Annotated in this window: 16 protein-coding genes; 9 read left to right on the top strand and 7 right to left on the bottom strand. The window is 69.2% G+C overall.

Features of this window, described 5'->3' with window-relative positions; translation table 11 throughout:
• Positions 1 to 78: 78 nt before the first annotated feature.
• On the top strand, positions 79 to 1,131 hold the full coding sequence (gene selD / locus M0L44_RS17960) for a selenide, water dikinase SelD (protein WP_252771261.1): 1,053 nt from the start codon (positions 79 to 81) through the stop codon (positions 1,129 to 1,131).
• Between the two features lie 20 nt (positions 1,132 to 1,151).
• On the opposite strand, the gene M0L44_RS17955 is transcribed toward selD, so the two are convergent.
• Positions 1,152 to 2,426 (bottom strand): Glu/Leu/Phe/Val family dehydrogenase, encoded by a 1,275-nt coding sequence (locus M0L44_RS17955; protein WP_252771259.1) that lies wholly within the window; start codon positions 2,424 to 2,426, stop codon positions 1,152 to 1,154.
• Between the two features lie 200 nt (positions 2,427 to 2,626).
• Between M0L44_RS17955 and proC the strand changes: the two genes are divergently transcribed.
• Positions 2,627 to 3,460 (top strand): pyrroline-5-carboxylate reductase, encoded by an 834-nt coding sequence (proC, locus tag M0L44_RS17950; protein ID WP_252771258.1) that lies wholly within the window; start codon positions 2,627 to 2,629, stop codon positions 3,458 to 3,460.
• A 23-nt stretch (positions 3,461 to 3,483) separates the two neighbouring features.
• Here proC and ubiA read toward each other — a convergent pair whose 3' ends face one another.
• Genes ubiA through M0L44_RS17920 form a run of 6 tightly spaced genes read right to left on the bottom strand, consistent with a single transcriptional unit; the run spans position 3,484 to position 8,655 of the window.
• Positions 3,484 to 4,389: a 4-hydroxybenzoate octaprenyltransferase gene (gene ubiA / locus M0L44_RS17945; protein WP_252771256.1), complete on the bottom strand. Its 906-nt coding sequence runs from the start codon at positions 4,387 to 4,389 to the stop codon at positions 3,484 to 3,486.
• A gap of 44 nt (positions 4,390 to 4,433) precedes the next feature.
• On the bottom strand, positions 4,434 to 5,321 hold the full coding sequence (locus tag M0L44_RS17940) for a hypothetical protein (RefSeq protein ID WP_252771254.1): 888 nt from the start codon (positions 5,319 to 5,321) through the stop codon (positions 4,434 to 4,436).
• Between the two features lie 22 nt (positions 5,322 to 5,343).
• On the bottom strand, positions 5,344 to 5,811 hold the full coding sequence (locus tag M0L44_RS17935) for a hypothetical protein (protein ID WP_252771252.1): 468 nt from the start codon (positions 5,809 to 5,811) through the stop codon (positions 5,344 to 5,346).
• A gap of 7 nt (positions 5,812 to 5,818) precedes the next feature.
• Positions 5,819 to 6,265, bottom strand: a complete 447-nt coding sequence (locus tag M0L44_RS17930) for a hypothetical protein (protein ID WP_252771250.1) — start codon at positions 6,263 to 6,265, stop codon at positions 5,819 to 5,821.
• A 19-nt stretch (positions 6,266 to 6,284) separates the two neighbouring features.
• On the bottom strand, positions 6,285 to 7,010 hold the full coding sequence (locus M0L44_RS17925) for a TadE/TadG family type IV pilus assembly protein (RefSeq protein ID WP_252771249.1): 726 nt from the start codon (positions 7,008 to 7,010) through the stop codon (positions 6,285 to 6,287).
• Entirely contained in the window at positions 6,994 to 8,655 is a 1,662-nt protein-coding gene (locus M0L44_RS17920; RefSeq protein ID WP_252771247.1) for a nitrilase-related carbon-nitrogen hydrolase, read from the bottom strand. Before M0L44_RS17920 ends, M0L44_RS17925 begins: the two co-directional genes overlap by 17 nt.
• 355 nt (positions 8,656 to 9,010) lie before the next feature.
• Between M0L44_RS17920 and M0L44_RS17915 the strand changes: the two genes are divergently transcribed.
• The 7 genes from M0L44_RS17915 (at position 9,011) to cpaB (ending at position 13,826) form a co-directional block, all read left to right on the top strand.
• Positions 9,011 to 9,292 (top strand): Flp family type IVb pilin, encoded by a 282-nt coding sequence (locus M0L44_RS17915; protein WP_252771245.1) that lies wholly within the window; start codon positions 9,011 to 9,013, stop codon positions 9,290 to 9,292.
• 67 nt (positions 9,293 to 9,359) lie between these two features.
• Positions 9,360 to 9,668 (top strand): Flp family type IVb pilin, encoded by a 309-nt coding sequence (locus tag M0L44_RS17910; RefSeq protein ID WP_252771244.1) that lies wholly within the window; start codon positions 9,360 to 9,362, stop codon positions 9,666 to 9,668.
• Positions 9,669 to 9,832: 164 nt separating this feature from the next.
• A complete protein-coding gene (locus M0L44_RS17905) occupies positions 9,833 to 11,221 on the top strand; it encodes a pilus assembly protein TadG-related protein (RefSeq protein WP_252771243.1) in 1,389 nt (462 codons plus the stop codon).
• On the top strand, positions 11,221 to 12,003 hold the full coding sequence (locus M0L44_RS17900) for a hypothetical protein (RefSeq protein WP_252771241.1): 783 nt from the start codon (positions 11,221 to 11,223) through the stop codon (positions 12,001 to 12,003). Before M0L44_RS17905 ends, M0L44_RS17900 begins: the two co-directional genes overlap by 1 nt.
• Before the next feature lie 9 nt (positions 12,004 to 12,012).
• Entirely contained in the window at positions 12,013 to 12,723 is a 711-nt protein-coding gene (locus tag M0L44_RS17895) for a hypothetical protein (protein WP_252771240.1), read from the top strand.
• Entirely contained in the window at positions 12,720 to 12,920 is a 201-nt protein-coding gene (locus M0L44_RS17890) for a hypothetical protein (RefSeq protein WP_252771238.1), read from the top strand. The genes M0L44_RS17895 and M0L44_RS17890 overlap by 4 nt, the downstream gene beginning before the upstream one ends.
• 6 nt (positions 12,921 to 12,926) lie before the next feature.
• Positions 12,927 to 13,826 (top strand): Flp pilus assembly protein CpaB, encoded by a 900-nt coding sequence (gene cpaB / locus M0L44_RS17885; RefSeq protein ID WP_252771237.1) that lies wholly within the window; start codon positions 12,927 to 12,929, stop codon positions 13,824 to 13,826.
• Positions 13,827 to 13,885: the final 59 nt, after the last annotated feature.

The following is a 13,885-nucleotide window of genomic DNA, read 5'->3' as shown; positions in this document are numbered from 1 at the left end:
CATGGTCATGGCCGCGGCCCCCGGCGGCACAATGGTGCCTTGGTTGGCGCCGCATCGCGGCAGGACAGGATTTCCGGCATGGACACGCCCATTCAACTCACCCGTTTCTCGCATGGTGGCGGCTGCGGCTGCAAGATCGCACCCGGCGTGCTCTCCGACATCCTGTCGCGCACCGCGCCCGGGGTGATCCCGCCCGAGCTGATGGTCGGGATCGAGACCAGCGACGACGCGGCCGTCTGGCGCCTGAACGACGAGCAGGCCCTGGTGGCCACCACCGATTTCTTCACCCCGATTGTCGACGACCCGCGTGACTTCGGCCGCATCGCGGCCACCAACGCGCTGTCGGACGTCTATGCCATGGGCGGGCGGCCCATCCTGGCGCTGGCCATCGTGGGCATGCCGCTGGACAAGCTGCCGCTGGAGGTGATCGGCCAGATCCTGGAGGGCGGCGCCAGCGTCTGCCGCGAGGCCGGCGTGCCCATCGCCGGGGGCCACTCCATCGATGTGCTGGAGCCCATCTACGGCCTGGTGGCCCTGGGTCTGGTGCACCCGAAGCGGGTGCGCCGCAATGCCGACGCCCAGGCCGGCGATGTGCTGGTGCTGGGCAAGTCGCTGGGCGTGGGCGTGCTCTCAGCCGCGCTGAAGAAGGGCAAGCTCGACGCGGCCGGTTATGCGCAGATGGTGCACTACACCACGCTGCTCAACCGCGTGGGCAGCGAGCTGGCTCAGTTCGACGGCGTGCATGCGATGACCGATGTCACCGGCTTCGGCCTGGCCGGCCACCTGCTGGAGATCTGCCGCGGCTCGAAGCTGCAGGCCACGGTGGACTGGGCGAAGGTGCCGCTGATCGAGGGCGTGGCTGCGCTGGCGCAGGAGGGCGTGGCCACCGGCGCCTCCGGTCGCAACTGGACGGGCTATGGCGCCCAGGTGAGCGTGGCCGGCGGGGGCGAGATGGCTCCCTGGCAGCGCACGCTGCTGACCGATCCGCAGACCAGTGGCGGCCTGCTGGTCAGCTGCGCCCCGGCCGAGCTCGACCGGGTGCTGTCGGCCTTCCACGGCAGCGGCTTTGGCGACGCCGCCGTGGTGGGTTCGCTGCAGGCCGGCACGCCCGGTCTGGTCGTGCAGGCCTGAGTGCCCAGGCCGTCAGTCCATCAGGGATAGAGGCCGCGCTCGCGCCGGGCTTCGAGGATGCGCTCGCAGGCCACCGCGAAGGTGGCGGTGCGCAGCGTGATCTGGTGCTGGTCGGCCACGTCCCAGATGCGCTTCAAGGCACCGACCATGATCTTGTCCAGCCGCAGGTTGATCTCGTCCTCGGTCCAGAAGAACGAGCTGAAGTCCTGCACCCACTCGAAGTAGGACACGGTCACGCCGCCGGCGTTGCAGATCACGTCGGGCACCACCAGAACGCCGCGGTCGGCCAGGATGTCGTCGGCCGCCGGCAGTGTCGGGCCGTTGGCGCCTTCGAGCACCAGCTTGGCCTTCAGGCGGCGGGCCCGGTCGGCGTTGATCTGGCCTTCCAGCGCGGCCGGGATCAGGATCTCGCAGTCCGTGTCCCAGAACTCCTCGTTGCCCAGGCGTTCGCCACCGGGGAAACCGGCCACGCCGCCGTGCTGCTTCAGCCAGGGCTGCAGGGCCCCCATGTCCAGGCCGTGGGCGTTGTAGATGGCGCCGGTGTGGTCCTGGGCGGCGACGATCTTGGCGCCGGCTTGGGCGAACAACTCCATGGCCGAGCCACCCACGTTGCCGGTCCCCTGCACCGCGACGCGCGCGCCGTTGAGGTCCAGGCCCATGCGGCGGGCCGCTTCACGGCCGGTGACGAACACGCCGCGGCCGGTGGCCTTGACGCGACCCAGCGAGCCGCCCAGGTGGATGGGTTTGCCGGTGACCACGCCGGTGGCGGTGGCGCCGGTGTTCATCGAGTACGTGTCCATCATCCACGCCATGATCTGCGGGTTGGTGTTCACGTCCGGTGCCGGGATGTCCTGCTGCGGGCCGATGATGATGCCGATCTCGCTGGTGTAGCGGCGCGTCATGCGCTCCAGTTCCTTGATCGACAGCAGCTTCGGGTCGACCCGGATGCCGCCCTTGGCGCCGCCATACGGCAGGTTGACCGCGGCATTCTTGATGCTCATCCACGCGGCCAGCGCCATCACCTCTTCCAGCGTGACGTCAGGGTGGTAGCGCACGCCGCCCTTGCCGGGGCCGCGCGACAGGTTGTGCTGCACGCGGTAGCCCTCGTAGTGGGCGATGGTGCCGTTGTCCAGCTCGATCGGGATGTCCACGATCAGCGCGCGCTTGGGGCGCTTGAGGGTGTCGGCCCAGCGGGACAGTTCGCCCAGGTAAGGCAGCACGCGGTCCACTTGCGACAGGTAGGTCGTCCAGGGGCTCTCGGGCGAGGGGTGGACGTAGGAAAGCTCGGCGGTCATGTAAGAAGTCTCCATCGTGTTGGATGCGACGCGCGGGGCTGGCCTTGTGAGCGGCCCCGCACCGCATGGTGGCGCACTGTAGGCGGTCCGCGAGGCCTTGTGGCGCCTGGGTTATGCAAGTTGCGCATGACTCCTGCAAGCCTGTCGGCAACTGTGCCGGGCCGCGCACCGGCACAGCGCTTGGCCCTACACTCGCCGCCATGAACAGCAGCAGTTCCCTGAACACGACGATTGCCTTCATCGGTGGTGGCAACATGGCCAGCGCCATCATCGGCGGGCTGGTCCGCGCGGGCCACCCGGCCTCCACCATCCTGGTGGTGGAGCCCTCGCCCGAGCAGGCGCTGCGCTTGCGCAACCAGTTCGGCGTGCGGGCGGATGCCGCCGCCGGCCCGGCCCTGGGTGCGGCCGGGTTGATCGTGTGGGCGGTCAAACCCCAGATGTTCGAGGCCGCGGCCGCGCCCTGCGCGCCCTACGCCAGCCAGGCCCTTCAGCTGTCCATCATGGCGGGCATTCCCTGTGTGGCCCTTGAGAAGGCCAGCGGCAGTGCCCGGGTGGTGCGGGCCATGCCCAACACCCCGGCCCTGATCGGCCAGGGCATGAGCGGCCTGTACGCGCGCCCGGCGGTGACGCTGGACGAGCGCCTGCAGGTCGAGCAGATGCTGGCGCCGACCGGCCAGCTGCTGTGGGTCGAGCAGGAGGCCCAGTTGGATGCGGTGACGGCGCTGTCGGGCTCCGGCCCGGCCTATGTGTTCTACCTGCTGGAGGCCATGATCCAGGCGGGTGTGGAACTGGGGCTGAGTGCCGAGCAGTCGCGCCAGCTGGCCCAGCAGACCGTGGCCGGGGCCGCGGCGCTCTCGGCCCAGTCACCCGAGACGCCCGAGCTGCTGCGCCAGCGCGTCACGTCCAAGGGCGGCACCACCCATGCGGCCATCAGCACCCTGGAGGCGCGGGGTGTGAAGCTGGCCTTCGTGCGGGCCCTGCACGCGGCGGCCGAGCGGGCGGCCGAGCTGGGCGCCGAGTTCGGCAAGAGCTGAGCGCCGGGCCCTGAGGGGGCCGTTCAGCGCACCCAGCCGGCCAGCACGGTACCGGCGAACACCGCTGCGCCCACCCAGTGGTTCAGGCGGAAGGCCTGGAAGCAGCCCTCGCGGCTGCGGTGGCGAATCAGCCAGCCGTGCCACACGACCTGGGCCGCCGCCACGCCGATGCCCAGCTGGTAGGGCCAGGCCAGGCCCAGGCGCTCGCCCACCCAGGCCCACAGGCCCAGGTAGAGGACGTAGAAGGTCATCACCGCGCGCACATCGTGCCGGCCCAGCGTGATGGCCGAGGTCTTGATGCCGATCTTCAGGTCGTCGTCGCGGTCGACCATGGCGTACTCGGTGTCGTAGGCCAGCACCCAGCAGAGGTTGCCCAGCACCAGCCACCAGGCATGCGGGGGCACCGAGGCACCGACGGCGGACAAGCTCCAGTCCTGCCCACCTTGCACCGCACTGAAGGCCATCGGGATGCCGAAGCTGAAGGCCACGCCCAGCACCGCCTGGGGCATGGCGATGACCCGCTTGGCGTAGGGGTAGAGGCCGGCCACCAGCACGGCGGGCACCGACAGCCAGATCGTCGGCGGGTTGGTGCTCAGCACCAGCACGAAGGACAACAGCGCCAGGGCCGCGCCCACGCCCAGCGCCTCGCGGACGCTGACCACGCCCGAGGTGACCGGCCGCTGCGCGGTGCGCTTGACGTGCAGGTCGAAGTCCTTGTCGGCCACGTCGTTGATGCAGCAGCCGGCGCTGCGCATCAGCACCGTGCCGGCGGTGAAGACGATCAGCAGATGCCAGCCGGGAAAGCCATCGGCCGCCATCCACAGTGCGGACAGCGTGGGCCAGAGCAACAGCAGCCAGCCCGCGGGGCGGTTCCAGCGGATGAGGTCCAGGTACAGCGAAAAGCGGGAGGGCAGCACGGTGGTGGGCATGGCGGGGGCATTATCCCGTGCCATGTCTGTGGCGGCGGGCCCTCTCAGGCGGGCTGGAGCGTCCGCCGCAGCGGGGAGCCGGCACGCCACAGCGCGGGCTCGGCCAGGTAGTGCACCAGCACCATCCAGAGCAGCACGGCGCCTGGCAGCAAGGCGCTGGTCGCCAGGCTCAGCAGCAGGGACAGCGGGATGAAGGCCGCTGCCGCCAGCCGGCCGCGTCGCTGCCGCACCACCGCCAGGTAGGCCGCAAAGGCCGTGGCGTCGTGGGTCCAGCGCAGCAACATCACGCCGAACACGGCATAGCCCAGCAGCACGCAGCCATAGGCCAGCAGGGCGGTGGCCTGCAGGGCCAGCAGGGCGCGCACATCCCCGCCCCGACGCCGCGCCTGCCACAGCAGCCAGCTGGCGGGCAGCACGCTGGCGCTGAGCGCCCAGCCGGCCCAGAGCAGCCATGGGCCATCGGGCTGGGGCGACTGCAGGGTTTCGCCGCCCACCGCCCAGGCGGCCACGCCTGTGCCCAGGGCCAGGGTGACCTTCCAGGCGCGGGCGCCCGCCGTGCTGGCCACGCGGGCCTGCCCGCAGGCCAGGCCCGCCTGCTGCCCCACGACATGCCACAGGGTCCAGCCGATCAGCAGGCCGTCGCGCCAGGCCTCGGGCAGCCACAGCGCCAGGGTGCAGGCCAGCGCGGCCAGCACGGCGGCGCGCTGCAGCAGCGGCTGGCATGGCCTGCGCAGCGCGCCATCCAGAAAGAGCAGCCCGCTGCCCATGATGTGGGGTTGGCCGAACACCAGGCCGTACCACGGCCACCCGGCCACGGTGGCCGGGCTGTGGGCCAACCCGGCCCCTTGCAGCAGCCCCTGGTCGCCCAGCACCGCCATCAGCACGAGCACGCTGGGCAGGTAGAGCCACAGCTGGAGCCGGGTGGAGGGCACGGCCGGTGCGTGGGCGCAGCGATCAGCGGGCGGCGACGCCCGTGGCCTGGCCCAGCTCGCGCTGCAGGGCGCTGAGGTTGTCCCGTGTGCGCCGCAGGGCCTGCGGGTCGGCCTGGGCACCGGCGCGCAGCAGGGTGTTCAGGGCCTGCTGTTCGCGCGCCAGCTCCTGCTGAAGAATGGCCTGCCGGTCGCGGTCGCGCTGGCGCTGAACCTGGGCAGGCACCTGAGCAGATGCCGCCGCGTCGGCGGTGGCGGCCGGCGATTCGGTTGACGCGCCGCGGCGGCTGCGAACGAGGTTCTCCGGCCCCAGGCCGGCGTCGCAGCGGGCCCCCGCACCGCCCACCAGCATCTCCACCGCGCCGTCACGGCACACCGGGACCGTGCCGGACGACGTGGCGCCAGCCGTGGCGGCAATCAACGTGCCGCCACCCACGAGCACCGCCCGGGCCCAGCCGGTCCACGGGCGCCTTCGAAAGCCGGAGGAGTGCATGGTGCGCTCAGTTCCCGCCCGCGGGGGCTGCGGCGGTCGGGATGGGCGTGGTGACCTCCTCCATCGTGCTGGTGATCAGCAGGGAGGTGATGCGTCCCATGTCGTCCGTGACGGTGATGGGCATGCTTTCCATGCAGGCGCCCTTGAACTGGATCGTGAAGCCGTCCCCGGCGTTGGCGACCGTCGCGCTGCTCAGGGTCATGCCGTCCGGCAGCGAGTTGTAAAGCGTGTAGGGGGGGCGGCCCCCATAGATGTAGACCGTCGGGCCATTGCCGGTGTAGCAGGCGCCGATGGCGCTCACGGCAAGTTCCGATTGGGACAGCGTGAGGGTCTCGTCGCCGCCCAGTTCATTGCCCCCACCCCCGCAGGCGGACAACAGGGCCAGGAGTCCGGCGGACAGGGCCAGGCCCAGCGGGCGGGCCAGGGGGATGGGGTGGAACTTCATGGTCTTCATGGGAATGGGCTGGGTTCGTTCACTGGAAGGCGGGCGTCTGCATTTCGACGATCGCCATGCTCTCGATGGGAATGCGGTTGTTGTTGAAATAGCGCACGCAGAGGTCGAAGTGGCTGACGCCGTAGAGGGACTCCAGCACGCTGACGTTGCCGAAGGCGTCGGGCCCGATCTTGCCGCCGCACATCATTCGCTTGACCACGCCGGCGATCAGGGGGATGTGCATCTCGTAGCCGTAGGTGACCCGGATCTTCAGCAGGTTGGCGTCCCGGATGTGGACCTTGGATTTGCCACCGACGCTCAGGCTGCGCCACTCAAGGTTGTCGTTGGGGATGTAGACCTTGCCGGTGGACGGGTTCTTGACGCCGAAGTCGGCGAAGGTGTCCGGGTTGGGCGAAAGCCGGTCGATCTGAGCGGCCCAAGGCGTCAGGGGCGTGGAGGTGTTGTCCACCTGTGCGGCACCCCAGGCGGTCAGCAGCCGCTTGGCGTCGTCGCTGGTGAGGCTGTTCTGGTAGAACGGAATCAGGCCCCGGAGCAGGGCTTCGCGGATCACCTTCGGGTCGGCGTTGTGCAGCGAGCCCACCCGGGCGGCCGTGAAGGTGGCATGGTTGAGCGTGAGCTTGGCCATGTAGATGAAACCGACCTGGATCAGGCTCAGCACGAACAGCACGGCCATCGGGAAGACAACCACGAATTCCACGAGGCTGGCGCCGTTCTGCCGGCGGCGGCGTTCAAGAGGCGTCCGCATGGGGCCACTCCTGCAAGGGGGGAAGAGGGGAGGCGGGGGTACGCCGGGATGGGGGGCGGGACGCGCCGGCTCGCCACAGGCCTGCCAGCAGCGGCAGCAAGGGGAGCACGGCCATCCACGGCCCCAGCCGGAGCGCCGGGGAACCGGGCGTGGTGGGCGCCTGGAATTGAACAGGCTGGAGAGCTGGACGTCCGCCGGACGCCGTGTCCTGAGTGTGGCCATCGGGCAGGGCCAGCAGGCTCGGGCCACCGCTGGCCGCGCGCAGGATGGGACGACCGGTCTCCAGCGCCCGCAGGCGCAGCAGCGAGCGCATTTGTCCCAGGTAGTCCGCCCGCCCGATCCAGCTGTCATCGGCGGCAACCAGCAGCCAGTCGCTGGCCTGGGCCCGGGTCCGGACCAGATCGGGCAGGGACAACTCGTGGCAGATCAGCACGCCCACCGGATGTCCGGCCACAAAGAACGGTTCCTGCAGATCGGCCGGTGCCGGCCGTTCTCCCTGGGCGGAGGCAAAGAGCCAGCGGGCCAGCGGGCGACCCCACGGCGCGTCCGGCAGGTACTCGCCCAGCGGCACCAGGCGTGCCTTGCCGTACACCGCCTGTCGCGTGGGGGCCAGGTGGCGCACGGCATTGACCGGGTAAGGCGCGGCGTCACCATCGCTCACCCATTGCGGCATGCCCAGCAGCACGTCCACCTGCCGCGTCGCGACCGCATCCAGCAGGTCGCCCCAGGCGCCGATGGGCGACTCCGGGGCCGACTGAGGCAGGTAGGTTTCTGAGGTGGCCAGCACGCCGCCAGCGGGCAACCGGACGACGGCGGCCAGCAGCCGGCTCATCGCCGCCTCCCTGTCCGCGGCTGTCCACGGTGCGGCGCGGTCGCGGTTGGTGCCCAGTGCCAGTGCCAGGGCCGTGACCGTGTCGCTGTCCACTGTGTTCGCGGAGGCGGTCGGCGGACGCACCACCTGCGCGTCCGGGCCGGACCAGAGGCCCAGGCCGCTCAGGCCGCCAGCCAGCAGCCACCCCCCCATCCTGACGCTGCGAGGACGCCAGCCTGCCCTGGGCTGGAGCAGGTTCAGGCCCGCACACAAGCTCAGGCAGAGCGTGGCCCAGCCCAGGCTGGAGAGCCAAGGCAGCAGGCTCTGCGAGCCGGGGGCGTCGATCAGCGCCGTGGCCAGCGCGCCGTAGCCATGGCCCCACCAGCCCAGGGGGCGCAGGGCCTCGGCCGAGGCCAGGGCCAGCACCCAGGCCAGCAGGACCTGGGCCTCTGCAGCCGCCCGGCGGAACAGCATCCGGCCCGCCACCCAGCCGGGCAGGGCGCAGACCAGGTGATGGGCCAGCACCAGGGCCAGCAGCCCCAGCTGCAGCAGCGGACGCCACGGGGCTTCCGGCCGCACGGGGATGACGGCCCAGCCCAGTCCGGCCAGGGACCAGGCGCACAGGCCCAGGGCGGTCAGCAGCAGGGCTTGGTGACCGCCCTGGGCCACGGACCGGAGGCGGCCCGCCCAGATCAACAGCGCGCACAGGGCGAGTGGCCAGAGGGCGCTCCAGCCACAAGCCAGGCCCACGGCAGCGCCACAGCCGGCCACATGCAAACCCTGGCCCCAGAGTGGGTGGGCTGCAGAAGAGGAACGGGTGAGGACGCTGGGCATGTCGGCAGAAACGGGCGGCGTGCCAGCCGAGGGGCCGGGATCCAGCGCGACAGTCTCTGCGGGAGATTCAACCCGCGGCCATCCCTAATCAGTACATTTCAGCAATTCAGCGGAAACAGAGAAACAGGGTGTTTCTTTGGTGCCATGGGAAAACATTTTGTTTCTCGCATTGACGTCTTGAATCAAATATCGCGATTGCCATGTCAACCCGATGACGATGCGCCTACAGGTTAGGGGTGTGGCGGCTCGATTTCGGTCGGTATTGTTTCTGCTCCGACAGCAGGGAGGGGTTTGTTTGTCCGTGCTGTTGCGATTTTGTTCCGTGTCCAACGAAACCTTTTTCAGGAGCTTCAGCATGAAGGCATTCTCTGTGTCCCGTCGTCAGGTCCGCGGTCAAGGCATGACCGAATACATCATCATCGTGGCGCTGATCGCCGTGGCCGCCATCGGCGTCTACAACCTGTTCGGCAAGACCGTGCGCAACCAGACCGCCGGCATGTCGGCGGCCCTGGGCGGTGCCGACACCGAGGCCAAGGCGGCCAACTCCAACGGCACGAAGTCGGGCCAGGCCACCAAGACCGAAGCCGACAAGACCAAGAGCCTGACCAACTTCACCGACTCCGTCGACGCGAAGTGATCGTCGGCCCCTGAGGGCCATTGTGCTGACCCCGGGGATATTTCACCCGGGGTCGGTTTTATTTCTGATGGTTCGCCTGGAAATGGGCGAGGGGGATGTCATGCAAATTGAATCGCGCCAGAAACAAGCCGGTCAGGGCATGACCGAGTACATCATCATCGTGGCCCTGATCGGGATTGCTGCGATCGGGGTCTACAACCTGTTTGGCAAAACCGTCCGTCACCAGCAGGCGGCCGTCTCTGCCGCGGTCGGCGGCGACGATGTCGACGCCAAGGATGCCAACAAGTCGGCCACGGCCGATGGCAAGGCCACCAAACTCGAAGCCGATGCGACCATCAGCCTCGAGAATTTCACCGAACCGTCATCGACCAAATAAGTCGGCAGGTTTTTTCTGTGATTGAAGGCGTCCCCGGCAGACGGGGACATCCGGGCCGCCGGTGCGTGGGCCTGACGCTTGTGGGGTGGGATATGTCCGGGAGGCAGACAAGACGGGAGGCGCGCGGACCGCGGTCTGCGCGGTCCAGCCGTGGTCAGGCCCTGGTGTGGTTGCTGGGCACGATGGCCGCGGCCGCGGCGGTGCTCTGGGGGGTCTACAACATCGGCCAGCTCACCAATGGCAAGCAGAAGGCCGTCAACGCCGCCGACGCGGCGGCCCTGGCCGGCGCCACGGTGGAGGCCCGCACCCTGAACCTGATGGCCTACAACAACCGTTCGATCCTCGCGAACGAGGTCTTCATGATCCAGACCACGGCGCTGCAGGGCTACATGCAGTACCTCAGCCACACGGCAGACAACATCGAGGACTACGCGAAGTGGATCCCGTACGTCGGCGAGGTGCTCTCGGCCATCCTGACCACGGTCGAGAAGATCACTGCGGCGATCGAGAAGGCCATGGACGCGGTGATTCCGGTCCAGGTGAAGCTGCTGGAGGCGCTCAAGACCGTGACGGCCACCACCCACGGCGTGCTGGCCACCACCGCCAGCCTGATGGCCGACAAGGCGGCGGCTGACCTCGTGGCCGCCAACCGGGCGCAGTTCGGCACGCACATGGATGCCGGCGTGTCGGTGGAGAGCCGGGCTGCGGTCAAGACCATCACCACCGTGCAGAACCTCTCGCAGTGGAAGTCCTTCACCAAGCGCTACAGCGGCAGCGAGCGCAAGGACACCGCCGATGTGCTGCTGGCCTCACGGGACAAGTTCACCGGCGGGCCGCGGCCGGGCAACTCGCTGCTCACGCTCAATCTCGTTGCGATGGGCTTCGTCAAGGACGGCGACACCCGCCTGGTCAACTACGACCGGTGGGAAACCGAGGACACCTACGAATACTGGTACTGGAGTTTGTGCGGCAAGCCGCCCCTGCCCTGCAAGAAGTACGAGGCCATCGGCTGGGGCCGTGGCAACCTGGACAAGTCTTCCAGCCGCGGCTCGACCTGGTCGCCCGGCCGGGACGCCCAGCAGCGGGCCTACCGCGAAGGCCATGTGCATGGTGGCTGGAGTGGCGTGCCGGCGCTGTACGACGTGGCGGACAAGAGCACGACTGCCCGGGAAACCCTGGGGGTGGACTACATGATCGCGGTGCGTCGCGAGCGCAAGGCCACGCAGACGTCTTCGACCATGGAGGTCAACAAGAGCGTCGGTTCGGTGGCCGGTGATGCGAGCATGGACGAGCAGTTGCTCGGCCAGCAGCTCTCGGCCCTGGGCAAGGCCCGGGTCTTCTTCGAGCGTCCGCAGTCGGGCATTGGCGACAGCACGGCGGGTGCCCTGGTGCGGCACGACAGCGCCAAGGAGTACGGCTCGCTGTACGACCCCTACTGGCAGGCGCGCCTGCAGGACATCAGCTACACCGAGAAGCTGGCCTACATGACGGCCCTGGGCATGAGCCCCACCGGGGCGGCCGCGGCGGCCAAGGTCACGCCGGGGGGACAGTGATGCGCCAACACCTGATCGCCACGGGGGCCCGCGACCAGCGGGGCCAGTCCATGACCGAGTTCCTGGCGGCGCTGCTGGTGCTGCTGCCCCTGTTCCTCGCCGTCACTTACGCCGGGCGCTATACCGACCTGCTGCAGACCAGCACCCAGGCCAGCCGCTACGCGGCCATGCAACGGGCCATCGAACCGAGCACGTCGCGCCTGTCCGATGCCAAGCTGCAGGACCAGACCCGGGTGCGCTTCTTCACCAACACCGACACGCTCCACAGTGGTCGATTGCAGTCTGACGACAGCGCCAGCGCCTACAGCGCCGACGAGGCCTTGCCTTCGAACTGGCGCGCGCTGTCCGGCGCGCCGCTGCTGGCCAAGCTGGACGACGTGAAGCTGAACTTCCACGGCGAATCGATGTATGGCGACACGCCGCTGGGCAAGTACGGCACGGCCACGACGGGCAAGAGCTACACCCAGCCCAAGTCTGCGCGGCTGGAGCTCACCCTGCTCAACCGCATGGACCAGACCAGCGATGCCCCGCCCCCTCTGAAGCTGGCGGCGGCCACGGCCACCGTGGGTGACCGCTGGAACACCGCGGGCATTGCCGACACCACCAAGACGGTCGAGCGCATCGTCCCCTCCGGCAAGCTGGAGCCGCTCAACGTCGTGCTGGACCCTTTCGTCTACCTGTTCGAGGGTGGCGGGCATGACTTCCAGTTCGGCTGCACCAAGGTGGATGTGGTGCCCAGCCATCGGCTCAAGGGCAGCCAGACACCGGACAGCTGCCGCTGAGGACGTGCCGTGCGTTGTCGTGTCCTCCACCTGCTGCCGGCCCTGGCGCTGATCTGTGCCCTGGGGAGTGCCCAGGCGGCCACCTGGCCCTCGGTGAGCCTGCCCCCTCGCTCCCAGGGTGCCCCGGTGGGCGAAGAGTTGCGCGTGAACGGCCTGCCCACCCGCATCCAGCGCTTCCAGAGCCAGCTTTCCGTGCCCGAGCTGCTGGCCTATTACCAGCGCCTGTGGGGCGCGGGCCAGCCCGCGCGTGCGCGTCCCGTGAATCAGGGTGACTGGCAGGGCGTGGCCAGCCTGCAGCCCCCATTTCAACTGGTGCTGCAGGCCCGCCCCGGCGCCCAGGGGGGCAGCGAGGGACTGCTCAGTGTGGCCAACCTCGGGGACCTGCAGCGCGACTACATTCCGCGCGGCTTCCCGCAGTTTGCCGACACCCGCATCGTGCAGGTCACCGACAGCCAGGACAGCGGCCAGCACAGTGTGCTGGTGCAGCAGTCCAGCCGGGCGGGCTTTGCCCTCAACGTCGACCGCTGGCGCCGCGAATGGCAGCGCCAGGGCTTCCAGCTGACCCAGGAGGCCCAGGTCCCGGCCGGCACGGGGCAGGGGCGTGGCTGGACCGCCTTCTTCGACCGCCAAGGCGCCGCCGTCGAAGTCAGCGTGGCGGAGATGACCCCTGGCGGCGACGTGGCCGTCACTGTCCACCAGCTCAGCAGGAGCCGTCCATGAACAGCCAGCAGCGTGCTTCCCGTCCGGCGGCCCAGCGGGGCCAGGCCATGATCGAGTACGTCCTGGTGGCGGCGCTCCTGGTGCTGGCGTTGTTCACCACCGACGCTGTCTTCGACGGCAAGACCGGCGCGCAATACCTCGCAGACATGATCCGAGCCTTCTTCCGAAGCCTCACCTATTTTCTTTCCCTGCCCTGAAGTTCCATGGCGATTCCTCGATTCAAGATCAACACCAATTGGTTGCTGCTGGGGGTGGCCATCGCCCTGGGCGGTGGCGCTGTCTATCTCAGCAACAACCTGATTCACGACAAGATGGCCCAGCTGGAGGCGGATGCCAAGCGCGGCCAGCAAACGGTCGAGGTCGTCGTCGCCAAACGGGATCTGGCGCCCGGCGAGACAGTCAGCTCCGATGTGATGGCGGTGCGTCAGGTGCCGCGCGAGTATGTGCCGGAGGCAGCGGTGCTGCCCGGGGCCTTTGGTGGCGTGGAGAACCAGCGCCTGGCCGCACCCATCCGCCGCGGTGAGATGCTGCTGACCCTGCACACCGAGGGCAACGGCAACACGGTGTTCTCGTCCACCCTGAAGAAGGGGCTGCGGGCCCTGACCTTCGAGGTCGACGCGGTGAACTCCATCTCTGGCATGCTGCGGCCGGGCGACTTCATCGACCTGATCTATTCGGCCAAGGGGCCGCTGGCTGGCGATGGCGATGTCACGGTGCCCCTGCTGTCCCAGGTGCAGGTACTGGCCACGGACCAGTCGATCACCAAACACGCCGACGGCACCGGCACCGAGCGCAGCTTCACCACGGTCACCCTGCAGGTCAGCCCGCTGGACGCCGATCGCATCATCGCCGCCAAGGCCGCCGGTCAGCTGACGGCCGTGCTGCGCCATCCGGACGATGGTCAACCCAACACCACCCATCCGATGACCGCCGCCGGCCTGCTCACCGGCGTGGCGGCTGCCCCCACCGGCCACACGATCGAGTACATCGCCGGTGGCTCGTCGGGCGAGCCCGCCGAAGTCCACCAGGCCCGCACGGCCCAGATTTCCCCCGCCGCCGCCGTCGCGGCAGCCCGCAGTCTGGCCACCGCCAGCGCGCGCTGATCTCTCGAATACCGTTCTTCCGGAGCGCCCTGTGTTGTCTGTTCTCGCTTCTCCCGTCT

The sequence above is a fragment of the Ideonella oryzae genome (assembly GCF_024055665.1).
GTDB lineage: Bacteria > Pseudomonadota > Gammaproteobacteria > Burkholderiales > Burkholderiaceae_C > Ideonella > Ideonella oryzae.
Note: the sequence above shows the minus strand (reverse complement) of the source record. Positions and strands in the feature narration are given on the sequence as shown.

What these genes read in the sequence shown, in the direction of transcription:
- M0L44_RS17930 (WP_252771250.1), bottom strand. Translation starts at nt 6,265, where the DNA reads ATGAAGACCATGAAGTTCCACCCCATCCCCCTGGCCCGCCCGCTGGGC.
- M0L44_RS17910 (WP_252771244.1), top strand. Translation starts at nt 9,360, where the DNA reads ATGGTTCGCCTGGAAATGGGCGAGGGGGATGTCATGCAAATTGAATCG.
- proC (WP_252771258.1), top strand. Translation starts at nt 2,627, where the DNA reads ATGAACAGCAGCAGTTCCCTGAACACGACGATTGCCTTCATCGGTGGT.
- selD (WP_252771261.1), top strand. Translation starts at nt 79, where the DNA reads ATGGACACGCCCATTCAACTCACCCGTTTCTCGCATGGTGGCGGCTGC.
- cpaB (WP_252771237.1), top strand. Translation starts at nt 12,927, where the DNA reads ATGGCGATTCCTCGATTCAAGATCAACACCAATTGGTTGCTGCTGGGG.
- M0L44_RS17955 (WP_252771259.1), bottom strand. Translation starts at nt 2,426, where the DNA reads ATGACCGCCGAGCTTTCCTACGTCCACCCCTCGCCCGAGAGCCCCTGG.
- M0L44_RS17915 (WP_252771245.1), top strand. Translation starts at nt 9,011, where the DNA reads ATGAAGGCATTCTCTGTGTCCCGTCGTCAGGTCCGCGGTCAAGGCATG.
- M0L44_RS17890 (WP_252771238.1), top strand. Translation starts at nt 12,720, where the DNA reads ATGAACAGCCAGCAGCGTGCTTCCCGTCCGGCGGCCCAGCGGGGCCAG.
- M0L44_RS17925 (WP_252771249.1), bottom strand. Translation starts at nt 7,010, where the DNA reads ATGCGGACGCCTCTTGAACGCCGCCGCCGGCAGAACGGCGCCAGCCTC.
- ubiA (WP_252771256.1), bottom strand. Translation starts at nt 4,389, where the DNA reads ATGCCCACCACCGTGCTGCCCTCCCGCTTTTCGCTGTACCTGGACCTC.
- M0L44_RS17900 (WP_252771241.1), top strand. Translation starts at nt 11,221, where the DNA reads ATGCGCCAACACCTGATCGCCACGGGGGCCCGCGACCAGCGGGGCCAG.
- M0L44_RS17920 (WP_252771247.1), bottom strand. Translation starts at nt 8,655, where the DNA reads ATGCCCAGCGTCCTCACCCGTTCCTCTTCTGCAGCCCACCCACTCTGG.
- M0L44_RS17935 (WP_252771252.1), bottom strand. Translation starts at nt 5,811, where the DNA reads ATGCACTCCTCCGGCTTTCGAAGGCGCCCGTGGACCGGCTGGGCCCGG.